23 protein-coding genes are annotated in these 22,646 nt (G+C 58.8%); 15 read left to right on the top strand and 8 right to left on the bottom strand.

The features are described from left to right. Positions 1 to 81 precede the first annotated feature (81 nt). The 3 genes from ABNP46_RS00935 to ABNP46_RS00925 all read right to left on the bottom strand — a co-directional run bounded on the left by ABNP46_RS00935 (position 82) and on the right by ABNP46_RS00925 (position 3,805). On the bottom strand, positions 82 to 804 hold the full coding sequence (locus ABNP46_RS00935; RefSeq protein ID WP_349920598.1) for a glutamine amidotransferase-related protein: 723 nt from the start codon (positions 802 to 804) through the stop codon (positions 82 to 84). An 82-nt stretch (positions 805 to 886) separates the two neighbouring features. After that, positions 887 to 2,383, bottom strand: a complete 1,497-nt coding sequence (locus ABNP46_RS00930; RefSeq protein WP_349920597.1) for a CoA-acylating methylmalonate-semialdehyde dehydrogenase — start codon at positions 2,381 to 2,383, stop codon at positions 887 to 889. A gap of 93 nt (positions 2,384 to 2,476) precedes the next feature. Continuing rightward, on the bottom strand, positions 2,477 to 3,805 hold the full coding sequence (locus ABNP46_RS00925) for an aspartate aminotransferase family protein (protein ID WP_349920596.1): 1,329 nt from the start codon (positions 3,803 to 3,805) through the stop codon (positions 2,477 to 2,479). Between the two features lie 186 nt (positions 3,806 to 3,991). Here ABNP46_RS00925 and ABNP46_RS00920 point away from each other — a divergent pair, with 186 nt between their 5' ends. The 7 genes from ABNP46_RS00920 (at position 3,992) to ABNP46_RS00890 (ending at position 10,543) form a co-directional block, all read left to right on the top strand. Then, complete coding sequence (locus ABNP46_RS00920) at positions 3,992 to 4,534, top strand: cupin domain-containing protein (protein WP_042652930.1); 543 nt, start codon at positions 3,992 to 3,994, stop codon at positions 4,532 to 4,534. A gap of 246 nt (positions 4,535 to 4,780) precedes the next feature. Next, a complete protein-coding gene (locus tag ABNP46_RS00915; RefSeq protein WP_349920595.1) occupies positions 4,781 to 6,277 on the top strand; it encodes an aldehyde dehydrogenase in 1,497 nt (498 codons plus the stop codon). 124 nt (positions 6,278 to 6,401) lie between these two features. Then, positions 6,402 to 6,575 carry a hypothetical protein gene (locus tag ABNP46_RS00910; RefSeq protein WP_349920594.1) on the top strand — a complete coding sequence of 58 codons (174 nt, stop codon included), beginning with the start codon at positions 6,402 to 6,404 and terminating at the stop codon, positions 6,573 to 6,575. 122 nt (positions 6,576 to 6,697) lie between these two features. After that, positions 6,698 to 7,594 carry an EamA family transporter RarD gene (gene rarD / locus ABNP46_RS00905; RefSeq protein WP_349920593.1) on the top strand — a complete coding sequence of 299 codons (897 nt, stop codon included), beginning with the start codon at positions 6,698 to 6,700 and terminating at the stop codon, positions 7,592 to 7,594. A 53-nt stretch (positions 7,595 to 7,647) separates the two neighbouring features. Next, a complete protein-coding gene (locus ABNP46_RS00900) occupies positions 7,648 to 8,457 on the top strand; it encodes an AraC family transcriptional regulator (RefSeq protein WP_349920592.1) in 810 nt (269 codons plus the stop codon). A gap of 219 nt (positions 8,458 to 8,676) precedes the next feature. After that, positions 8,677 to 9,318 carry a LysE family translocator gene (locus tag ABNP46_RS00895; RefSeq protein WP_349920591.1) on the top strand — a complete coding sequence of 214 codons (642 nt, stop codon included), beginning with the start codon at positions 8,677 to 8,679 and terminating at the stop codon, positions 9,316 to 9,318. Between the two features lie 109 nt (positions 9,319 to 9,427). After that, a complete protein-coding gene (locus tag ABNP46_RS00890) occupies positions 9,428 to 10,543 on the top strand; it encodes a YeeE/YedE family protein (protein WP_349920590.1) in 1,116 nt (371 codons plus the stop codon). Positions 10,544 to 10,586: 43 nt separating this feature from the next. On the opposite strand, the gene ABNP46_RS00885 is transcribed toward ABNP46_RS00890, so the two are convergent. Together ABNP46_RS00885 and eamB are read right to left on the bottom strand one after the other, a co-directional pair. Further along, entirely contained in the window at positions 10,587 to 11,255 is a 669-nt protein-coding gene (locus tag ABNP46_RS00885) for a chromophore lyase CpcT/CpeT (protein WP_349920589.1), read from the bottom strand. Positions 11,256 to 11,398: 143 nt separating this feature from the next. Further along, on the bottom strand, positions 11,399 to 11,986 hold the full coding sequence (gene eamB, locus ABNP46_RS00880; RefSeq protein WP_349920588.1) for a cysteine/O-acetylserine transporter: 588 nt from the start codon (positions 11,984 to 11,986) through the stop codon (positions 11,399 to 11,401). Positions 11,987 to 12,090: 104 nt separating this feature from the next. Here eamB and ABNP46_RS00875 point away from each other — a divergent pair, with 104 nt between their 5' ends. Continuing rightward, positions 12,091 to 13,035, top strand: a complete 945-nt coding sequence (locus ABNP46_RS00875) for a LysR family transcriptional regulator (RefSeq protein WP_349920587.1) — start codon at positions 12,091 to 12,093, stop codon at positions 13,033 to 13,035. Between the two features lie 91 nt (positions 13,036 to 13,126). Beyond that, a complete protein-coding gene (locus ABNP46_RS00870) occupies positions 13,127 to 13,576 on the top strand; it encodes an SRPBCC family protein (RefSeq protein ID WP_349920586.1) in 450 nt (149 codons plus the stop codon). 260 nt (positions 13,577 to 13,836) lie between these two features. On the opposite strand, the gene ABNP46_RS00865 is transcribed toward ABNP46_RS00870, so the two are convergent. Beyond that, on the bottom strand, positions 13,837 to 14,337 hold the full coding sequence (locus ABNP46_RS00865) for a DUF1993 domain-containing protein (RefSeq protein WP_349920585.1): 501 nt from the start codon (positions 14,335 to 14,337) through the stop codon (positions 13,837 to 13,839). 284 nt (positions 14,338 to 14,621) lie between these two features. Between ABNP46_RS00865 and ydfZ the strand changes: the two genes are divergently transcribed. Beyond that, on the top strand, positions 14,622 to 14,819 hold the full coding sequence (gene ydfZ / locus ABNP46_RS00860; protein ID WP_332503353.1) for a putative selenium delivery protein YdfZ: 198 nt from the start codon (positions 14,622 to 14,624) through the stop codon (positions 14,817 to 14,819). Between the two features lie 182 nt (positions 14,820 to 15,001). Here the strand turns inward: ydfZ and ABNP46_RS00855 are convergent, their stop codons facing one another. Then, positions 15,002 to 15,514 (bottom strand): hypothetical protein, encoded by a 513-nt coding sequence (locus ABNP46_RS00855; RefSeq protein WP_349920584.1) that lies wholly within the window; start codon positions 15,512 to 15,514, stop codon positions 15,002 to 15,004. Between the two features lie 349 nt (positions 15,515 to 15,863). Between ABNP46_RS00855 and ABNP46_RS21165 the strand changes: the two genes are divergently transcribed. Genes ABNP46_RS21165 through ABNP46_RS00830 form a run of 4 tightly spaced genes read left to right on the top strand, consistent with a single transcriptional unit; the run spans position 15,864 to position 18,930 of the window. After that, the gene (locus ABNP46_RS21165; protein ID WP_434476168.1) at positions 15,864 to 16,097 is read left to right on the top strand and encodes a hypothetical protein; all 234 of its coding nucleotides are present in this window, start codon (positions 15,864 to 15,866) and stop codon (positions 16,095 to 16,097) included. A gap of 39 nt (positions 16,098 to 16,136) precedes the next feature. Beyond that, entirely contained in the window at positions 16,137 to 16,967 is an 831-nt protein-coding gene (locus tag ABNP46_RS00840; protein ID WP_349920583.1) for a sce7726 family protein, read from the top strand. Positions 16,968 to 16,983: 16 nt separating this feature from the next. After that, the gene (locus ABNP46_RS00835; RefSeq protein ID WP_349920582.1) at positions 16,984 to 17,889 is read left to right on the top strand and encodes a sce7725 family protein; all 906 of its coding nucleotides are present in this window, start codon (positions 16,984 to 16,986) and stop codon (positions 17,887 to 17,889) included. 6 nt (positions 17,890 to 17,895) lie between these two features. Further along, positions 17,896 to 18,930, top strand: a complete 1,035-nt coding sequence (locus tag ABNP46_RS00830; protein WP_349920581.1) for an RES family NAD+ phosphorylase — start codon at positions 17,896 to 17,898, stop codon at positions 18,928 to 18,930. Positions 18,931 to 19,027: 97 nt separating this feature from the next. Here the strand turns inward: ABNP46_RS00830 and uvrD are convergent, their stop codons facing one another. Beyond that, positions 19,028 to 21,199: a DNA helicase II gene (uvrD, locus tag ABNP46_RS00825; protein ID WP_349920580.1), complete on the bottom strand. Its 2,172-nt coding sequence runs from the start codon at positions 21,197 to 21,199 to the stop codon at positions 19,028 to 19,030. 421 nt (positions 21,200 to 21,620) lie between these two features. Here uvrD and ABNP46_RS00820 point away from each other — a divergent pair, with 421 nt between their 5' ends. Next, positions 21,621 to 22,619, top strand: coding sequence for a BMP family lipoprotein (locus tag ABNP46_RS00820; protein WP_349920579.1), 999 nt, complete (start codon positions 21,621 to 21,623; stop codon positions 22,617 to 22,619). Positions 22,620 to 22,646 lie beyond the last annotated feature (27 nt).

Raw genomic sequence — 22,646 nt, 5'->3', positions numbered from 1 at the left:
CTTGGCATATCGCCGCTTGATCCTTCATTTTGCTACAAAATCTAGCATCAGCAGGGGGGATATGACAAACCGGCGGCGGCGTCAGGCGGACTCGACCGGCAAGATGCCAAGAAACTGCAGCAGCCACTGCATCATGGTGGCGGAGTCCACCTCCCCCTCGAGGGAAGAGAGGCTGCGCTGGTAGTAGGCATCCGGCAACCTGTCCCGGCGCCGCTCGATCAGCGCCCGGTTGTACTCCACCGAAAACTCGGGATGCCCCTGGATGGCCACGATGTTGTCCCCTTGCAGGAACATGAAGTTGGGGCAGAAATCATTGCCCGCCAGCCGGGTCGCGCCCGGCGGCAACTGCTCCACCTGATCCTGGTGGCTGGCCAGGATCCGGATGGTCTCTAGCCCCGGCTGCATCCAGGGTTCGGACTCCAGCATGGGATGGACGGAGACGCCGAGCCCCCAGCCCTTGGTGGACTTCATCACCTCGCCCCCCAGTGCCTGGGCGATCACCTGATGACCGAAACAGACCCCGGCCAGCTTGACGTTGGCGTCGTGGGCGCGGCGGATCCACTCCCGCAACGCCAGGATCCAGGGCAGATCGCTGTAGGCGTCGTGACGGGATCCCGTGATGAGCCAGGCATCGCACTCGGTCAGATCCCCCGGCAACTCGCCGTCGAGAGCCGACCAGACCCGATATTCCAGCGCCGGGGCCAGCGCCCGGAAACCCTTGATAAACATCTCAGAGTAAACGGGGCCAAAATCACCCACCAAGTCGGGGTCAAGCCGGTCACAATCGAGAATTCCCAGTCGCATCTGTCACTCCTTCACAGGGATAGCGGGACAAGCCGGCGGATCCCTTCCGCCGGGCCATGCCAGGGCTAGCTGCTGCATGTTGTCATTTCATGGTCGGCATGGAGAACTCGGCGCCGGCGCGCAGGCTCTGGGGCCAGCGGGCAGTCACCGTCTTCATCCGGGTGTAGAAACGCACCCCATCCGGCCCGTGCATGTTGAGCGGCCCGAAGATGGATCGCTTCCAGCCACCGAAGCTGTGAAACGCCATGGGCACGGGAATGGGGACGTTCACCCCTACCATACCGACCTGCACCCTCGTGGTGAAGTCCCTTGCGGTGTCACCGTCACAGGTAAAGATGGCGGTGCCGTTGCCGTACTCATGTTCGTTGATGAGTCGCAGGGCCGTCTCGTAGTCCGGCGCCCGCACGATGGCGAGCACGGGGCCGAAGATCTCCTCCCGGTAGATGCGCATCTCAGGGCTCACCTTGTCGAACAGGCTGCCACCGATAAAGTAGCCCTCGCCACCGTTGTGGGAGCGGCCATCCACCACCAGCTCGGCTCCCTCGGCCACCCCCTGATCCACGTAGCCGCGCACCTTGGCCAGGTGTTCCCGGCTGATGAGGGGCCCCATCTCGTTCTCCGGGGTCTGACCCAGGCCCGGGCCGACCCGCAGGGCCGCCACCAGGGGTGAGAGCCGGGCCACCAGGGCATCGGCAGTCTCGTCGCCGACCACCAGGGCCACCGAGATAGCCATGCAGCGCTCACCGGCGGCGCCATAGGCCGCCCCCATCAGGGCGGCGACAGCCTGATCGAGATCCGCATCCGGCATCACCAGCATGTGGTTCTTGGCGCCGCCCAGCGCCTGCACCCGCTTGCCGTGGGCCGAGGCGGTGGCATAGATGTACTGGGCGATGGGAGTGGAGCCGACGAAGGAGACCGCCGCCACCCGCGGGTCGGTCAGCAGCACGTCCACCACCTCCTTGTCGCCGTTGACCACGTTCAGCACCCCGTCCGGCAGGCCCGCCTGCTTGAGCAACTCGGCCATGCGCAGGGAGAGGGAGGGATCTTTTTCCGACGGTTTGAGGATGAAGCTGTTGCCGCACGCCAGCGCCACCGGGAACATCCAGAGCGGCACCATGGCCGGGAAGTTGAACGGCGTGATGCCGGCGCAGACTCCCACCGGCTGCATCATGGAGTGGCTGTCGACCCCGCGGCCCACGTTGAGGGAGTGTTCCCCCTTGAGCAGATGGGGGATGCCGCAGGCAAATTCCACCACCTCCAGCCCCCGGGTCAACTCCCCCAGGGCGTCGGAGAACACCTTGCCGTGCTCGCGGCTGATGAGCCGGGCCAGCTCGTCCCTGTGCTGCTCCATCAGCTCCTTGAAGCGGAACATCACCCGGGCCCGCACCAGGGGCGGGGTCTGGGACCAGTCGGCGAAGGCGCGCTCGGCGCTGGCGATGGCCTGCCGGCACTCATCGGCGCTGCTCAGCACCACTTGGCCCTGCTGCTGGCCGGTGGCGGGATTGAAGATGGCACCGACGCGCTCGCTGCGACTCTCCGTGGTCTCACCGTCGATGAAGTTGTTGATCCTGTAAGCCATAAATCCTCCGTGAAATGGGGTATACCTGTGCGGCCATGGTCCGGGCGCAAGGAGGGGCACCCGACCGGGTGCCCCGAAAATGGGAATGGGTGATCAATCCTGGGCTTGCAGCGCGTCCTGCAGCAGAGTGAAGAGATCGTCGATCTCGCTGCGCTCGATGATGAGGGGAGGCGACAGGGCGATGATGTCGCCGGTGACCCGGATCAGGGCCCCCTTCTCGAAGCAGCGCACGAATACCTCGTAGGCTCGCTTGCCCGGCGCATCGGGGATGGACTCCAGCTCGATGCCCGCCACCAGACCGTAGTTGCGCACATCCTTGACATGCTTGCAGCCCTTGAGGGAATGAGCCGCCTCCTCCCAGTAGCCCGCCAGGGAGGCGGCGCGGCTGAGCAGGTTCTCGCTGCGGTAAATCTCCAGGGTCGCCAGGCCCGCGGCCGCCGCCACCGGGTGACCGGAGTAGGTGTAGCCGTGGAACAGCTCGATGGCGCCCTTGCCCGCGGCCATCATGTCGTCATAGATGCCATCGCTCACCAGCACGGCCCCCATGGGGATGGCCCCGTTGGTGAGGCCCTTGGCGCAGGTGATCATGTCGGGGATGACGTCGAACTCCTGGGCGGCGAAGGGGGAGCCGAGGCGGCCGAAGCCGGTGATCACCTCGTCGAAGATCAGCAGGATGCCGTGCTTGGTGCAGATCTCCCTCAGCCGCTTGAGGTAGCCCTTGGGCGGCATGATGACCCCGGTGCTGCCGGCGATGGGTTCGACGATGACGGCGGCGATGTTGCTGGCATCGTGCAGGAACACGATCTTCTCCAATTCATCGGCTTGAGTGAGATCTTCTGCTGGCAACCCCTTGGTGAACGCATTTTTCCCTATGTTGAGGGTATGAGGCAGATGATCCACCCCCCCCAGCAGGGTGCCGAACCATTTGCGGTTGCCGGGGATGCCGCCCACCGAGATGCCGCCAAAACCCACGCCGTGGTAGCCGCGCTCGCGGCCGATGAGCCGGGTGCGCGTCCCCTGACCCCGGGCCCGTTGCCAGGCCAGGGCGATTTTCAGCGCCGTATCCACGGATTCCGAACCCGAGTTGGTATAGAAGACGTGGCCCAGCCCCTTGGGGGCGATCTCCACCAGCCGGTTGGCCAGCTCGAACGGCAACGGGTGCCCCATCTGGAACGTGGGGGCGAAGTCGAGGTGGGAAATCTGCTGGGAGACGGCCTCGGCTATCTCCCGCCGACCATGACCCACGTTGCAACACCAGAGGCCGGCGGTGCCATCCAGTATCTTGCGGCCATCCTCTGAGTGATAATACATCCCCTCTGCCGACTTCAGGATGCGCGGCGCCGCCTTGAACTGCTGGTTGGCGGTGAAGGGCATCCAGAAGGCGGACATGTCGGGGGTATTGATGTCGCTGACAGGTTTCATGGTCACCTCATCCTTAAGGCGTTTAGTAACACTTGGCCTATGCCTATTAAATTAAACACCTAGATCCGTAAAAAGGGGCCGTCTATCGCCCCGCTTGGTGTCACCCCGGCTAGATGATAGCAGCGAGGTGGTATAAGATATTTAACACAATTTTAATAATAGTAAACAGTCAAGGAGTGTCTATCGATGGATATCGGTCACCGCCTCAAGGCGGTTCGCACCAAGGCGGCCCTCTCCCAGCGCGAGCTGGCCAAGCGCTCCGGTGTGACCAACGGCTTTATCTCCCAGATCGAGAAAAATCAGGTGAGCCCCTCGGTGGCCTCGCTGCGCAAGGTGCTGGAGGGCATTCCCATGTCGCTCGCCAGCTTCTTCACCGATGAGACGGAGATGGATTCCGAGGTGATCTTCCGCGCGGACGACATGCCGGATCTCGGCACCCACCCCATCAGCTACCGACTGGTGGGCCACAGCCGCGCCAACCGCGCCATCGGCATGATGCAGGAGATCCTGCCGCCCGGTGCCGATACCGGTGACGACATGCTGAGCCACGAAGGGGAAGAGTGCGGCATCGTCATCCAGGGCCAGGTCGAGGTCACCGTCGGCGAGCAGATCCATCTGCTGGCACCGGGGGATGGCTACTACTTCGACAGCCGCACCCCCCACCGTTTTCGCAACGTCGGCGAGCAGGAGTGCGTGCTGATCTCCGCCAACACCCCCGCCAGCTTCTGACCACAAACAGAGGCTGCCGCATCACGCCAGCCCGGCTGGCGACGCCCGATCCTCCCGTCAGCCCCTGACCGCTCGCCACGGCGGTCAGGCCTGCGACACAGGCCCGATCCCGGCCTGCGCCCTCGTCAATCCCCCGGACTGATGAGGTCGAATGTTTAATAAAATGTTACAGGATGGATTTACAAGCGGCGGCATGTTTAGCATATTGATACGCAGAGTCCATCTTTGCCGGTTCAAGGAGTGAACATGAGTGATCTGACCCTGGCCCAGTGGCAACACAAGGCCGCCCACCTGACCCTGCCCTCCCAAGCCTTTATCGACGGCAGCTACCGGGACGCCGTAAACGGCGCCACCTTCGACTGCATCAACCCGGCCAACGGCCAGTTGCTGACCAAGGTCGCCGCCTGCGACGCCGCCGACGCCGAGCTGGCGGTGCAGGCCGCCCGCGCGGCCTTCGATGACAAACGCTGGGCCGGTCTGGCCCCCAAGCAGCGCAAACTCATCATGCAGCGCTTCGCCGAGCTGATGCGCCTGAACCAGGTGGAGCTGGCTCTGCTGGAGTCCCTGGACATGGGCAAACCCATCGGCGATGCCATGGGCTATGACGCCCCCGCCGCCGCCAACTGCATCGCCTGGAACGCCGAGGCCATCGACAAGATCTACGATCAGGTCGCCCCGGTGGAAGAGTCAGCCTTGGCGCTGGTGACCCGGGAGGCGCTCGGGGTCGTGGCCGCCATCGTCCCCTGGAACTTCCCTCTGGTGATGGCCTGCTGGAAGCTGGGCCCGGCGCTCGCCACCGGCAATTCGGTGATCCTCAAACCCTCCGAAAAATCCCCCCTCACCGCCCTGCGCATCGCCGGCATCGCGAAAGAGGCGGGCATCCCGGACGGCGTGTTCAACGTGCTGCCGGGCTTTGGCCACACCGTGGGCGAGGCGCTGGCCATGCACATGGACGTGGACTGCATCACCTTCACCGGCTCCACCCGCATCGGCAAACATCTGGTGCAGTGCTCCGGGAAATCCAATCTGAAACGCGCCTTTATGGAGTGCGGCGGCAAGAGCCCGAACATAGTGCTGGCGGACGCGCCGGATCTGGACGCCGCCGCCAGGAGCGCGGTGGGCGCCATCTTCTACAACCAGGGGGAAGTGTGCACCGCCGCCTCCCGCCTGCTGGTGCAAAACAGCATCAAGCCCCAGTTCATGGAGCGGCTGCTGGCCCATGCCCGGGAGTGGATCGCCGCCAACCCGCTGGATCCCGGCACCCGCATCGGCGCCATGGTGGACGGCATCCAGATGGATCAGGTGCTCAACTACATCGAGGTCGGCAAACAGGAGGGGGCCAGGCTGCTGCTGGGGGGCCAGCGCACCCATGCGGAAAGCGGCGGCTTCTATATCGAGCCCACCATCTTCGATGAGGTGACGCCCCGGATGCGCATCTTCCGGGAAGAGATCTTCGGCCCCGTGCTGGCAGTGACCGGCTTCGACACCCTGGAAGAGGCCATCGCCCTTGGCAACGACACCGACTACGGCCTGGCCGCCGCCATCTGGACGGCGGACTTGAACAAGGCGGTGAAGGGTTCCCGCGCCCTGCGCGCCGGTACCGTCTTCGTCAACAACTGGGATGGCGGCGACATGACCATGCCGTTTGGCGGTTTCAAGCAGTCCGGCAACGGCCGCGACAAGTCCCTGCACGCCCTGGAAAAGTATACCGAGCTGAAAAGCACCTGGATCCAGCTCGATTAACATCGAATATGACGAGATCAGGCAACAAAGGGGGAGAAATCCCCCTTTTTCATTTTTATCCTTTCATCAGGAACGCCAATCGATATAATCATCAAATAGCAAGCCGTTAAATTTAAAGATAAAAATGCTGTTTTTCCTGGGAAGTGTCCTGTTTCTGGTAGTGGGATTGCCGCTGTTGTTCTTCGTGATGGGTCAGGGTGAAGCCTATGTGACCTGGGGCCCCTGGATCTCCGCCATCGTACTCATGCTGTGGCTGTTGCGGGATGTGGAGAAGATCCGCCGCGGGGGCCGACGCTGACCCCGGTCATGCTGTAAAAATCGCCTCCGACCAATTTATTAACTTCTTTCCCCCCAAAAGGATCGTTACACTGACTTTTTGCGATGTTGTCCAACATCCGCTCTCCAGTGAAGGTTATCCGCATGCAGCAACACATCCAGCGCCAGGGCGTCATCTATGCCCTGTGCGCCTATTTCCTTTGGGGTCTGGCCCCCATCTACTTCAAGACCATCGCCGCCGTACCGGCCGCCGAGATCCTGACCCACCGCATGATCTGGTCCTGCGCCCTGCTGCTGGTGCTGACCCTGCTCGCCCGCCAGTGGCACAAGGTACAGGCGGTGCTGCGTCAGCCCAAGGTGCTGCTCACCCTGGCCTTCACCTCGGTCACGGTCGGTGGCAACTGGCTGCTGTTCATCTGGGCCATCAACAACGGCCACATGCTGGATGCCAGTCTCGGCTACTACATCAACCCCCTGTTCAACGTGCTGCTCGGCATGGTGTTTCTGAACGAGCGGCTGCGCCGCCTGCAGTGGTGGGCAGTGGGGCTCGCCGTCATCGGGGTCGCCATCCAGCTCATCGCCTTCGGCTCCCTGCCCTGGATAGCCCTGGTGCTGGCCTCAAGCTTCGCCATCTATGGCCTCATCCGTAAAAAGCTGGCGCTGGATGCCCTGACCGGCCTGCTGATCGAGACCATGATCATGCTGCCCCCCGCCGCCATCTACCTGTGGGGAATCGCCGACAGCCCCACCAGCCATCTGACCCAGAACGACTGGCACCTGAACCTGCTTCTCATCGCCGCCGGCGCCGTGACCACGGCCCCCCTGCTCTGCTTCACCGCCGCCGCGACCCGGCTCAAGCTCTCCACCCTCGGCTTCTTCCAGTACATAGGCCCCAGCCTGATGTTCATCCTGGCGGTGACCCTGTACGGGGAGGCGCTGGCGCTGGACAAGATGATCACCTTCGCCTTCATCTGGAGTGCTCTGGTGCTGTTCACCCTGGACGGACTGCGCAACGGCAGGCAGAAGCCAGCGGCCTCCTGAGGGGTCGCAATAATCTACAAGCCTGTGAGCGGGATTTGGGGTATCAATAACTCATGAACGCGCCCCAATCCCGCATCCACTACTGGCAATCCCGGCTGCTGCCGGGGGTCGAGCTCTCCCACTCCCATCACAGGGAGTTCAGCTATGGCCGCCACGTCCACCTGGACTATCACATCGGTCTGGTGCAGCGGGGTGGCCAGAAGTTCATCCACAAGGGCAGCAGCCACAATCTGGTGCGCGGCGAGCTCTCCACCGTCAACCCGGACGAGATGCACGACGGCCTGAGCCTGCTGCCGGAAGGCTACGAGGTGCGGGTATTCGCCATCGCCCCCGAGCAGCTGGCCCGCTGGCTACCTGACAGCCCTGAGCCCTTCTTCGACAAGGGGCTGCAGAGCCGACCCGACCTCTATCAGGGCTTCGCCCGCCTGCACATGTATCTGGACAATCCCGAGCCGGACGGCCTGCGGGCGGAGAGCGAGCTGCTCGGTCTGCTCGGCGAGCTGCTGCATCTCTCCCCCGAGCGCCACGCCCTGGCAGATCCCCAGCTCAGGTATCTGCGGGACTATCTGCTGAGCCAGCTGGACGGCCACCACAGCCTGGAGGATCTGGCCGCCCAGTTCGGGCTGGATCGCTTCGCCTTCCTGCGCCAGTTCAAGAAGAAGACCGGCATGACCCCCTACGCCTGGCTCAAGCGGCTGCGCCTCGAACAGGGCAAGCGTCTGCTCGGCAGTGGCCTGCCGGTGAGCGAGGTGGCGCTCGCCGTCGGTTTCTTCGATCAGAGCCACTTCCACCACGGCTTTCGCCAGGCGTTCGGGCTCACCCCGGCGGATTACCGCCAGCAGATGCAATCGGTTAGCCGCTAACCCGCTCGACCCCTGCCAAGCAGGCAGTGCATCGAACTAAAATCAATCAATTCCAAAAAACAAAACCCCATCTAAAACACATAACCAGCATCTTTCACTGCCATCCTGACGCGACGGCGAGGCTCCCGCCCGCCACCCGCCGCGACCGTGCAATCTTTTACAAGCCAGCCCCGCGGCTCATGCCCCATGCTCTGCCCTCTGTTGTCGTCGAGGTATGCCATGTTTACCAGCCTGTTCCTGACCATAGGTCTTATCCATCTCGTCGCCCTGGCGAGCCCGGGCCCGGATTTCGCCCTGATCCTGCGCACCAGCCTGCATAGACCCACCGCCCTCGGGGCGGCGCTCGGCATCGCGATCGCCATCCTGTTGCACGCCACCTTGAGCCTCACCGGCATCAGCCTGCTGATCGCGAGCCACCCCTGGCTGTTTCTGGCGGTGAAAGTGGTGGGGGCCCTCTACCTCGGCTGGCTCGGTTATGGGGCACTCAAGGGCGCCTGGCAGGGCGCGGCCGGGCAGGCGTTCAAGGCGGGCGGGGATCGTCAGGGCTGGCGCAAGGGCATCAAGAGCGGCCTTGCCACCAACCTGCTCAACCCCAAGGCGCTCTTGTTCTTCATGGGATTGCTGGCAGCCATGGTGACCCCGCAAGTGGATGGCCTGACCCGGGGCCTGCTGATCCTGGAGCTGTTCCTGCTCTCCCTGGCCTGGTTCGGCCTGCTGGCCTGGAGCCTCTCCACCGCCCGGGCCCAGGGGCTGCTTGGCCGCATCCAGCGTCCGCTCAACCTGGTGACCGGCCTGCTGTTTTGCGCCGTCAGCCTCTCCATCCTGGCCGAGCTGGTCGTCGAGGCCGGCGCTTATGTCTGAGGCGTAGAACGTATGGAAACAGCCCGGTTCCACCGAGCAGGCTGGCATTGGACTCATTGCGGGATTAGGATGCACGCCTTTACCACAACAATGTGAAGGACATATCGGCATGACTCGACAATGGTCGCTCCCCATCGTGATTCTCGCGGGGGGAGCGTTGTACTATCTGAGCGCTCAGTTCGGCATGAAATGGGCCCTGATGGCCCTCATCGGTTTCGGATTCGGCTTTACCCTCTCCTTCAGCCGCTTCGGTATCGTGTTCGGCTGGCGCGAGATGCTGACCCGACGCAACAGCTACTATGTGCGCATTCACCTGCTGACCATCGCCATCGAGATCCTGCTGTTCACCAGCTTCCTCTTCTTCAGCCATGCCCTGTTCGGGGATGCCATGGTGGGCAACATCATGGCCATCGGCGTTCCCTTCATCGTCGGCGCCTTCCTGTTCGGTATCGGCATGCAGCTGGCGGGGGTCTGTGCCACCGGTACCCTCTATTGCTGTGGCGAGGGGCAACCCCGCTTCTGGCTGGTGCTGGTCTGCTACGGCATCGGCACCCTGATCAGCAGCCAGTTCCGCCCGGCGCTGGACGCCACCTTCACCAGCCAGACGGTGCTGTTCAAGGACCTGACCGGCAACCACTGGAGCGGCATGGTGCTGAACCTGGCGCTGGTCGGTGCCCTGTTCTGGCTGTTTCGCAAGAGTGAGCGGCATCGCACCGGCGAGATCCAGCCCATCTTCGGCGGCGGCAACCCCTTCTGGCGGGATGGGCGCTTCACCGTGCTGACCGGCGGCATCCTCATCGCCCTGCTCAACTCCGCCGTGGTCGCCCTGCACGGCTCGGCCTGGACCATCACCGGCGCCGTACACGAGATGGCCCTGCGCGGCGCCGCTGTGTTCGGCCTCTATCAAGACAGCCCCAAGCTGGCTCAGCCCTTCTTCCAGAACCCCATGGTGGGCATGTTCTGGCTCGGGATCCTGGGGGCGGCCCTGGCCCGCTGCCTGAGCGGCGGCGCCAGCTTCGCACCCGCGCGCCTCGGCAACACGCTGGCGGCGGTATTGGGGGGGTTATTGATGGGAATGGGGGCCATGTACAGTGCCTGCAACCTCGGCGGCTACTTCGACGGCACGGCCTCCGGCAGCCTGCACGGCTGGGTCTGGATGTTGATGGCGCTGGGCGGCAGTCTCATCGGCATTCGCCTGCGTCCCCTGTTCGGGCTGGCACGCTGACGACCCTCACCCGCCATGAATGGACGGGGTGCCCTGCATCCCGTCACTCTCCCCGCTGTTTCACCCGCCGCAGATAGACATAGCCTTCACCCGGGCTGCCCCAGCGCTGGTGCGCCTCGTTGTCGTAGGCTCTGTCCAGCAGCCTGATGCTGTCGGGGCCAATCCAGAGGTACTGCACCAGGGTGCTGGCGCCGCCGAAGTTGGTGGAACAGCTGCCCACCTTGCTGCTCCCCTTGTACTCTCCCGTGGGTTGGCGGCTCAGCCAGATCTCGCAGCCCTGACGCAGGGAGAGTTGTTGCGGGGTGAGGGTATCGAGCAGCTCGGGCCTGCGCCAGGCGCCGGCGAAGTCGGTGGCCCTCGGCATGGTGAATTCGGCCATCAGGATGCGGCCATCCGGTACCGGCGAGAAGCGGTAGATGCGCTGGCGAAACGGGCGCACCGCCCGCTCGGTGAGAAACTGCTCGGCATAGACCCAGCGAAAGCCCCGATAACCGGGCCAGATCTCCACCAGTCGCAGCTCGGCGCTGGTGAAGCGCTTGTCATAGCTGGCCTGCTCCCGACTGGAGAACTCGCCGGAAAACCAGGAGAGCAGGGGTTCCATGCTGACCTGATTCAGGTGTGGTGTGGCCGGCGGCGTCACAAAGGGAGCGGGGGCCGCCCATACCAGGCAGGTATAAAACAGCCCGAACAGGGCCGTCATCAGCTTTATCATCGAATCCTTCCGAGTCGCTTGCATGGCGGCGATTATATGAGCGAACGCCCGCAATAACCTCTACCTTGATCAACTCCTTCAAAATCCGATGAAAAATCACGGTGTTAGCGAACAACTGCGACGCAGCCCGCGCCTGTGCCCCGTCAGATCAGCATCCGAATCGCACAGTAGACCAGCAGGGCCGCCAGGGTCAGGTTCAGAATGCGGCCGTGACGCTGGAACAGAGGCTGCAGTAGATGACCCGCCAGGGCCCAGCAGAGGTTCCCCAGCGAGCCGATCAGCGCCAACAACAGGCTGACGGCCAGCACCCAGACAAGTTCTGTGGTGTGGGGCAGTACGAAGGTGGAGAGCGCCGTGATGCCGTAGAGAATGATCTTCACGTTCACGAACTGCAGCCAGAAGCTGGTCCAGAAGCCGGGCAAGGCCCCATCGGCGCTAGACAGATTGGAGCCGCTGGTCGCGATGCGCCAGGCCAGCCAGAGCACATAGGCCGCCCCGGCCCAGCTGAGCCAGCCAACCAGCGCGGGGGAGAGGTTGATGAGGGTGAAGGTGAACAGGGCACACAGCAGCATGATCAGCAGGAAGCCCGCATTCATGCCCGCCAGCACCCGGCCACTGCGACGCAAACCATGCTGATTGGCGGCGCTCAGGGCCAGGAAATTGTTCGGTCCCGGCGTCATGGCCGTGATCAGGGTGTAGGTCAAAAATGCGCTGACAAGGGTCGAGGTCATGGTGTTTCTCCGAATGGGAGTGATACCTTAACGCGGCCACTGGCATCAAAAAATCGAATGTTTTAGCATTCTCAATTCAATCATTTCGATGAATTGGAGTCCCCATGGATCTGCGACGTCTCATTACCCTCAAGACGGTGATCGAGGAGGGCTCCTTCGTGAAGGCATCCCGCAAGCTCTGCTGCACCCAGTCGACGATAACCTTCCATATCCAGCAGCTGGAACAGGAGCTTTCGCTGCAATTCTTCGAAAAAATAGGCCGCCGCATGTGCCTGACCAAGGCCGGGCAGAATATCATGCCGCATGTGCACGAGATGATCCGGGTAATGGCCGGTCTGCGCCAGGCGGCACAGCAGGACGCAGAGCCGAGCGGCGAGCTCAGGGTTGCCATCGGCGAAACCCTGCTGGCCTACAAGATGCCGGCGGTGCTCGAGCGCTTCAAGCGGCTGGCTCCCGGGGTGCGCCTGTCGCTCCAGTCCCTGAACTGCTACGTCATTCGCGATGCGTTGCTGGCGGATGAGGCCGATCTCGGCATCTTCTACCGGGTCGGCAACGATGCCGCCCTGCAGATGGAGAGCTTTGGCGAGCAACCCCTGGTGCTGGTAGCCTCCCCCGCCCTCAGCGGTATCGACTTCACCCGCCCGGATCAACACCTGCCGGTCAGCTTCATCATCAACGAGCCCCAGTGCATCTTCCGCCAGCTGTTCGAGAGCACCCTTCGCCAGCGTGGCATCACCCTGGACGGCACCATAGAGCTGTGGAGCATAGAGAGCATCAAGCGCTGCGTGGCCAGCAACCTCGGCGTCTCCTTCCTGCCCCGCTTCACCGTCGAGCGGGAGCTGAGTTCGGGGGAACTGCAGGAGCTGCCCTTCTCCCCCACGCCCCTCGTCATCACGGCCCTGTGCGCCCACCACGCCGGCAAGTTTGTCAGCCCCGCCATGCGGGTATTTATGGCGTGCGTGCAGGCGTGCCTGACAGAGGAGGAGCCGCCAGCGGCAAATGCGGCCACTCATGGCGAGCAGGACGCGCGCCGCCTGACGACAAGCTGACCCCTTCATGGGGCGCCACGACTCCCGACCGCCGGTTGTCCTTCCCCCGAGCGGCTATCCTTGCTCCGACACCACAGAGAGGGAATCCATCATGAGCACAGGCACAGTGACACTGCATCGCGTCCTCAAGGCACCGCCGGATCGGGTCTATCGCGCCTTCATCGAAGGGGCGGCGCTGGCCAAGTGGCTGCCGCCACACGGCTTCACCTGCAAGGTGGAGCACCTGGAGGCCCGGGTCGGCGGCCGCTTTCGCATGGCATTCACCAATTTCGGCACAGGCCACTCCCACGCCTTCGGCGGCGAGTATCAGGAGCTGGAGCCGGGCAAGCGCATCCGCTACACCGACCGTTTTGACGATCCCAACCTGCCGGGGGAGATGCGGGTCACTATCAGACTGACCCAGGTGCTGTGCGGCACCGAGCTCGCCATCGAACAAGCGGGGATCCCGGCACTTATCCCGGTGGAGATGTGCTACCTCGGCTGGCAGGAATCCCTGACCCAGCTGGCCGCACTGGTGGAGCCGGAGATACCGAACGAATAATCGTTAAAACAGGGAAAAGGCAGACAACACACTGCCCATCCCCGAAAACAGCCAGCCCAAAAGCAAGAGAGCCTGCCAAACTGGCAGGCTCTCTTCATTTCGACAGACCACAACTGACAACCTGTCCCAATGGGCGTCATTGTCGACGGCAGTCTGGACACAGCCAGCGCGCAGAAACCGGAGCGTACATGAGCACGTGAGGATGTCGCGCACGGCCTGGGTTCAACATGGCGAGTTAAACAGCTTGGTGGGATGAGTGCTTATTGCAGGTTCAGGCCACCCAGATAATCCCCCTTGCCGAGGTTGACCCCCGCCTTGCGCAGCAGGGCATAGGCCATGGTCAGGTGGAAGTAGAAGTTCGGAATGCCGTACTCATGAACGCAGGTATGACCGTCCATGCCCTTGCCACCGGCCCAGTAAGGGAAGTATTTCGCACTCGCATACTGACTGAAATCGGCCTCCAGCTTGCTTTGCAGCAGGGCGACCGTGCTCTGGATATGGTGCCGCAGATCCGCCAGCGTCTTGGGATCATCTTCCATCACCGGCAACGCGCTGTGACTGGCGGTGGCCACCACGGCGCGGGCCGTGTCGCAGCAGATCAGCACCTGCTTGGAGAAGGGCAGCATATCGGTGATGAGACGCTCGCCGACGAAGTTGTCCGCGTTGAACTTCTTCCCGTCGGCGTGGGCTTCGGCCTTGGCCAGGCACTGGTCGAGGTTGGTCAGCATCTTGATGAACTGGGCTGCAATATCACGATTCATAATGGATTCCCGGTTGGTTGAAGGCAGTGAAACGAGCGGCATCCACTATAGCGCATCCCCTCCCCGGTTCGAGCCCTGGCGGGTAAAAAGCACAAGGAAACGGCACGAGGCGACAAGGGATGACAAGCCCGGCGAGCGTCATGCTGCCGACGCTCCGGAGCCCGACGCGGCGATGAGTTCCTCTTCGCCTCTTTTTTGATCTGTGACATACGTCACCCTTTTGCGGGGGCGTAGTCTGGATCTGCTCCTTGGGCACAAGCCCTCACACAGACAAGGAGGATGCAATGAAGATCTATGACCGAAACCGCAATGTGCTGACCCTGGGCCAGCGCGTGATGATCGCCGCCACCGGCGCCGTCGATACCCTGAAAGAGGCCCACACCGACAATATGACCCCCTATCAGGCCGAGCATGAGAAATGCGTGCTGCTGGCCAACACCCGAGAGCGTTACGCGCCCATCGAGTTGATTAGACTAGGCTGATACCCGGCATTAGCTGTCACCCTACTCTTTACAATTCACCCGGCCGCCGTGCCCCGTCTGCGGTCGGGTTTCTGATTCCCCCTCCCCCGCGTTTCTCCCCGTTTATGCCCATGCCCCCTTGGATTGGCCCTCATAGAACCGTGCGGATCAGGCCCTGACCACGCCTTGTTTCCCCACTCTGGCTATGGCTTGCCTGAAACTATGACCACCCCTGACTGGGTTTCTGGCGCCGGCGCCAGCAGCAGCCTGCCGAGATAACGGATCAGCAGCAGAGGGGGCAGCAGGGTAAGAAGCAGCCAGTGGGTGTGGGGTAGGATGAAGGTCCAGATGATCTCGTGGGGCAGCCAGGTTGAGGCGGTCGCCGTCATAAAGGCGATATCATAGGTCTGCCACAACCAGAGCCCGGCAAAGAGCGCTGGTAGCAGTGAACGCGGTGTCAGCAAAAACAGCAGCCAGAAGAAAGCTCCCAACAAGGCACCAAACTCCAGCATCGGTAGGGCTAGTTCGGTAAAGGTGCGCCCTGAAGAGAAACCGCTCCATTCGAGAAAGGAATCGACCTCCAGCGCCGGCCACCAGGATGCGTATTGAAACAGGGTGAACGAGAGCACAAACAGCAGGCTGGTCAGCAGCGCCAGCACCGTTTTTCGCAACAACCACCGCCCCAGCCGGCGCAGTGTCGGCATCCATGTAGACATCAATGACTCCCATCTGGTGACGGGGCAGTATGCCGCGGTTTGCTGCACCGTCAAAGTGCCACGCCATGCCAGTTAATTGTTGAAATATTGAATCCCGTCACATCGGTACCAGTCTGAGCGGTTGCGTGTCCACAAGGCCCCATACGAACCTTTATTTGCCTTTCTTCCAACCAAAACAGGGGGCGCCGGGTAGCCGTACCTCTTACAAATCGGAGAACGATTCCACCCAGACCCTCAGTGCCGAGGCGGGCAAGCAAGGGGTGATGGAGAGCAAGCTGGTCAGTGATAAAAGGAAAGAAAAGGCGTAACCATATCATCTATAGCTAAGTCTAATTGGTTGGTTGGTTGGTTGGTTGGTTGGTTGGTTGGTTGGTTGGTTGGTTGGTTGGTTGGTTGGTTGGTTGGTTGGTTGGTTGGTTGGTTGGTTGGTTGGTTGGTTGGTTGGTTGGTTGGTTGGTTGGTTGGTTGGTTGGTTGGTTGGTTGCTAGGATTTTGTCATCATAAACGTAGTGTGAATGGTGACTCGAAAGAGGACTTACATCAAGAAATCAGAGCATTAATATTTCTTGAAAAAAGAAAATAGGTTACTCTTTAAGTTAATATATATATTGGTAGAGTTAACATGCAATTTTTGTTAAAAGAGGCGTCAAGATTATTTACTAGCAAGGGGCTTTCCCAGCTTGCTGATGGTGATATGTCGCTTATTCAAAAGATCTCTACTGAATTACTCGGAGGGGATGTTTGTAGCTCCCTTTATGACACATACAATAAGATATATTGCATTATTGACAAAAAATATAAAACTGAATATTTTTTTAAAAATGCAATAGTGAATCGGCATCTTTTGGGAAAGCACTCTTTAAATACGGCAACTATGCTGTCAGAATTTAGGGTGGGCTCAAGTAAAGCCGACTGCGTTATTATAAATGGTTCGTCCGTATGCTATGAAATAAAAACAGAATATGACAGCTTATATAGGCTTGATGAGCAATTAAAAGATTACTGCGCTTTCTTTGATGAAGTGTACGTAGTTTGTGCTCCGCTTAATTTTAAATCTGTATATGAGGCCACCCCTGACAGTGTTGGCATTATGGTGCTAACCGCTGATAATTATTTAAGTGTAAAGAAATTGGCTAAAAAAAGAACTACGCCTCTTTGTCCTGTCACTGTGATAAAGTCCTTGCGAAAGGATGAGTATATTCTTTTGGCAGAATTAATTTCTGGTGAAAAAATCACATGCTCCAATAGCGATGTGTTTTCAGTATGTCTTGATAAATTTTATCAAGCTGAACCTGATGCACTTGCTGAACAGTTAAGAATGATTTTAAAGCTTAGTAGGAAAAACAACAAAGAGTTTATTTGTTCATTACCTTACTCGCTTAAAAACGCGGCTATCAGCTATAGTTTTAACAAAAAACAAATAGATAGTCTAATTATAAGATTCAATAGTTAATGATGAGGGATAAATCATGTACCTACCCTACTTACGAGGGAAGCAATTTGAATTAGCAGCATTAAGAGAGTGTGCGGATATTTCCTCGGCAAGGCATCTAAAACCGATTATAGAGCCTGTCAGAGAGAATATGAATGCATTAGTTAATACGATAGAGTATTTAAATAAACACAATATAATTCCTATCGTCGTGATCAACCCATCTGTTGGCGAGTTAAGTGGTCAACCTAGTGATCGGATCACTAGGATGCTTGATGAGTATGATTATACTCCGTGTATATTGCTTGCCGGATCTTCTGATGAAATTGCTATTCATCTTGCGGAAAGCATGACGCGCGAGTTTGTTATATATTTAACTGAGGGTGTCGATAATACAATTATTAAACTCTGTAACACAGCAGAATTTACTATTATAAATCCTAAAATATCCCCAACACTGCTCACAAAGTTTTCTAAAGTAGCATTCATCGATGATAACTTTAAAAAGAAACCGAGAAACGCGGATTATGGTTCAGAGTCTGCATTTTCACATTGGCACGTAACATTTCGCGATACACCAAACGCCGTGGGGTTTGGTGATTATACGATTATGGGGACTGATTTTTCCGAGAGTGGTGGTCCTGCATATGTAGTTACAATACATTTGTCTTATATCAATAAAGAACAATATGATGAAATGTATGTAAAGCATTATTCATCATATGATGATAACACTCCCACCAACCCTGGTGGTAAGTTCATCGATGCACTTAGTTCAGCTGTTAAAGATATAATTAAGCATCCCTCTATATTCTATGAAACTCTAGCCACTAGAGAATTTATAAGTCTCTATGAAAATCGTCATTACCCAGGTTTAGGTCAGATTAAAAAACTATCTATTATGCACCATATAGAAACATTGTGTGATTATTTGGAAGGATGATTAAAAATGTCCAAATGTTGCATAAATTGTTTCAATGATAGTGCGCTAATAGAGAAAATACAGCGGATGGGGAAAATATCTCGCTGTTCATTTTGCTCAAGCAAAGATGTATTGTGCGTTGAGCCGTCCATCTTAAGTGATGTGTCTGACGGTATTGAATTTTGCATTGATGAAGATATTCATGGTAAGGCGTTGCACGAAATCCTTACCCATGATCTAAATATATTAAGCTCCACCGTCAATAAGCCTGCCGAGCTTGTAAAAGAATTAGCTTTGGGGGTTGATGACTCAAAAAAATGGAAGGTTAAATATAGCCCTCAAAAAAATTCATTGTTATGGTTGGAATTCAAAAAAGAGTTGATCCATAAAAATCGTTTTTTCCCCACGGGAAATATCTACGGAAAAATGTTTTCCTCGTTTCAGAATGAGACAAATAGCATTGAAAAGAACACATTTATTCAGTTGATTGATGAGTTATGTGAGGTCAGGGAGCAGACGGATTGTTTTTATCGAGCTAGGATTTCGGACTCTGCATTGTTAAAAGAGCATATGGGTTCACCTCCGCCAGAAAAAGCATCTGCTGGACGTGCAAATCCGGCTGGTATTGTATATCTATATGTGGCTGAAAATGAAGACACTTGTATTAGAGAAGTTCGCCCAAGCATTGGGTCAACCGTTTACATTTCTACCTGTGTTGCAAAAAGAAGCTTAAAGCTAATTAATTTGACAAATCCCAAAAAACGAATTTCTTTACTGAAATATGCGGGGGATGAAATGGAACTTATAATTAACCACTTAGCTTTGATTGAGTTGTTTTCAAAAGAATTAGCTCAGCCAGTAATCCCTGAAAGGGCAACGTTAGATTATATACCAACACAATTCCTTTGTGAGTTCATTAAAAGTATCAGCGACTACGATGGAATTACCTTTACAAGCTCTTTTGGCACAGGAGAAAATATAGTTCTTTTCTATCCTGATACAGTGAAAATAAATAATCCAATTACTAAAAATGTCACGTCTGTATCAGTGTGTGCAGAATGAGCTTCTAAAAATATAGCTCAGCTCTGTCAGTTCTTACTAGAGATACAAAAACCAACCCGGCCTAAGCCGGGTTGGTCACATCAAAAGGCGGGAAAAATCAGAGCGCTTCCAGCCTGGCATAGGCCGTCACCAGCCACTTGGCACCGACGTCGTCGAACTGGATCTGCACCCGGCTCTGCTGGCCGACCCCTTCGAAGTTCAAGACGATCCCTTCCCCGAATTTCGGGTGCAGCACGCGCTGGCCGAGCTTGATGCCGCTGGCGTCGAAGCTCTGCTGCACCTCGTTCTGGCTAAAGCGCCCATATTGCGTGGGTCTGCTCACCTGGGTGCGCAGCCGGATCTCTTCCAGGCACTCGGCGGGCATCTCGCGGATGAAGCGGCTCGGCTTGTGGAACATCTCGCGGCCGTAGATGCGGCGGCTCTCCGCATAACAGATGTAGAGCTTCTCCATGGCGCGGGTCATGCCGACGTAACAGAGGCGGCGCTCCTCCTCGAGACGGCCCGACTCCTCGGTGGATTGCTGGCTGGGGAACATGCCCTCCTCCACCCCCACCAGCAGCACCAGCGGGAACTCCAAGCCCTTGGCGCTGTGCAGGGTCATCAGTTGCACCGCGTCGGCGTATTCGTCCGCCTGATTTTCGCCGGACTCCAGCGCCGCGTGGGCGAGGAAGGCGGAGAGATCGCTCATGTCTTCCAGCTCGTCCGGACGCTGGTACTGACGGCAGGCGGTCACCAGCTCGTCCAGGTTCTCCACCCGCGCCTGGGACTTCTCCCCCTTCTCCGCCAGATACATGGCCTTGAGGCCGGAATTTTGGATGGTGATGTCCGCCTGCTGGTGCAGGGGCAGCAGGGAGACCTGCTCCTCCAGCGCGTCGATGAGATCCACGAAGCCGCGCACCGCGTTGCCGGCGCGGCCGGTCAGTACCTTGTCGTTGAGCAAGGTCTTGGCGGACTGCCACAGGTTCTGGCCCTGATCCCGGGCGTTGCCCCGCAGGATCTCCAGGGTGCGATCGCCGATGCCACGGGTCGGGGTGTTGACGACCCGCTCGAAGCTGGCGTCGTCGCCGCGGTTGTTGATGAGGCGCAGGTAGGCCATCGCATCCTTGATCTCCTGACGCTCGAAGAAGCGCAGGCCGCCGTAGATGCGGTACGGCATGGCGTCCTGCATCAGCGCCTCTTCCAGCACCCGGGACTGGGCGTTGGAGCGATAGAGGATGGCGCAGTCGGTGAGCAGGCCGCCCTTCTCCTTCCAGTCCTTGAGGCGACCGACCACGAAGCGGGCCTCGTCCACCTCGTTGAAGGCGGCGTACAGGGAAATCGGCTCGCCCTCGGCCCCTTCGGTCCACAGCTCCTTGCCGAGCCGCTCCGCGTTGTTGGCGATGACGCTGTTGGCCGCTTTCAGGATATTGGCGGTGGAGCGGTAGTTCTGCTCGAGGCGGATGGTCTCGGCGCCCTGATAGTCGGTCAGGAAGCGCTGGATGTTCTCTATCTTGGCGCCGCGCCAGCCGTAGATGGACTGATCGTCGTCGCCAACAATCATCACCCGGCCGCTGTCGCCCGCCAGCATCCGCAGCCAGGCGTACTGGATGCCGTTGGTGTCCTGGAACTCGTCCACCAATATGTTCTGGAAGCGATCCCGATAGTGCTCGAGGATGTGCGGCCGGTTCAGCCACAGCTCGTGAGCGCGCAGCAGGAGTTCTGCAAAATCCACCAGCCCTGAGCGATCGCAGGTCTCCTGATAGGTCTTGTAGATCTGCTGGTAGGTGCGGGTGACGGGGTCGCCGTAGAGATCGATGTCGCCGGGGCGCAGCCCCTCGTCCTTCTTGCCGTTGATGTAGCCCATCACGGCGCGGGGGGCCCAGTGCTTCTCGTCCAGGTTCAGCGCCTTGAGCACCCGGCGGATGAGGCGGTACTGATCGTCGGAGTCGAGGATCTGGAAGTCCTGGGGCAGGCCCGCATCCAGATGGTGGGCCCGCAACAGGCGGTGGGCGATGCCGTGGAAGGTGCCGATCCACATGCCGCGCACGCCGTCGCCTATCACCTTCTCGACCCGGCCGCGCATCTCGGCGGCGGCCTTGTTGGTGAAGGTCACGGCGATGATGGAGAAGGGTGAACAGCGTTCCACCTGCATCAGCCAGGCGATGCGGTGCACCAGTACCCGGGTCTTGCCCGAGCCGGCGCCCGCCAGCACCAGCAGGTTGCAACGGGGGGCCGCCACCGCGTCTCTTTGCTTGTCGTTGAGCCCGTCGAGCAGGGTTGAAACGTCCATCACCACTCCTGTTTATTTATACAGGCGGCGATTATACGGCCTGAGCGGCCAGAGACCAAATCCGCGTGACATAGGGTCGTGGCCGTTCGCAGCAGGAGAAGATGCTGTTTCCATGCCACAAAATAGCGTCAATGGAAGCCGCCTTTTTCATCAAGAAACGAAAACGCTTGCGCATAACTCGATGAATACAAACAAAAATGTCATTTGAACCCTATTAATCGCAGCATTTAGTTCTAAAAACAAGGTTAAAAACAAACACTTATAAAGCAATTTGCTTATATTTCAAACCGTTAACGCAAACGTTTTTCCTTTATGATCTCCTTGACCCACAAGTTGGCTCACTTACAGTTAGCCAGCGTGCTTTATAGCCTGCTGCTACGGCGGGTTGTGGACCCTCAACATAACAATCAAGGATACGATCGTGACTAAAGTGCTCAAGCTGGCCACCGTGGCCGCCCTCACCCTCGCTGCCCTGTCTGCCCAGGCGGCCTCCGAGCCCGCCGTCATCTATGACACTGCCGGCAAATTCGACAAGTCCTTCAACGAAGCCGTGTTCCGCAACGGCGTCGAAGTCTACAACAAGGACAAAGGCGTCAAGGTCAAGGAGTTCGAACCCCAGAACGAAGCCCAGCGTGAGCAGGGCCTGCGTCGTCTGGCCAGCCGTGGCAACGGTCCCATCGTCGCCGTCGGCTTCAACATGGGCTCAGCAGTAGAGAAGGTCGCCACCGAGTTCCCGAAAACCCAGTTCACCATCATCGACATGGTGGTCGACAAGCCGAACGTCCAGTCCCTCATCTTCAAGGAGCATGAAGGTTCCTTCCTGGTGGGCGCCCTGGCGGCCATCGCCTCCAAGACCGGCAAGGTCGGCTTCGTGGGCGGCATGGATATCCCGCTGATCCGCAAATTCCAGTGTGGCTACGAGCAGGGCGCCAAGTACATCAATCCGAAGATCGACGTCTACCAGAACATGACCGGCTCCACCCCGGCGGCCTTTGCTGACCCGGCCAAGGGTGCAGAGCTGGCCAAGTCCCAGTTCGCCAAGGGCGCCGACGTGGTCTATGCCGCCGCCGGCGGTACCGGCATCGGTGTCTATCAGGCCGCCAAGGACGAAGGCAAGCTGGCCATCGGCGTGGATTCCAACCAGAACCACCTGCAGCCGGGCACCATGCTGACCTCCATGGTCAAGTCCGTCGGCCTGGCCGCTTACAAGAGCTGGGATGACGCCGCCAAGGGCGAGTGGAAGCCTGGCATCCAGTCCCTGGGTCTGGCGGAAGGCGGTGTGGATTGGGCACTGGACGAGAACAATGCCAAGCTGATCACACCGGAGATGAAGGCCAAGGTCGACGCCATCAAGGCCGACATCATCGCCGGCAAGATCAAGGTGCACGACTACATGAGCGACAACTCCTGTAAGTACTGAGTCTCTGCTACGACTCTCAACCTATGA

Origin of the sequence: Aeromonas veronii, assembly GCF_040215105.1 — a bacterium.
GTDB lineage: Bacteria > Pseudomonadota > Gammaproteobacteria > Enterobacterales > Aeromonadaceae > Aeromonas > Aeromonas veronii_G.
This window is presented reverse-complemented; position numbering and strand designations above follow the sequence as displayed.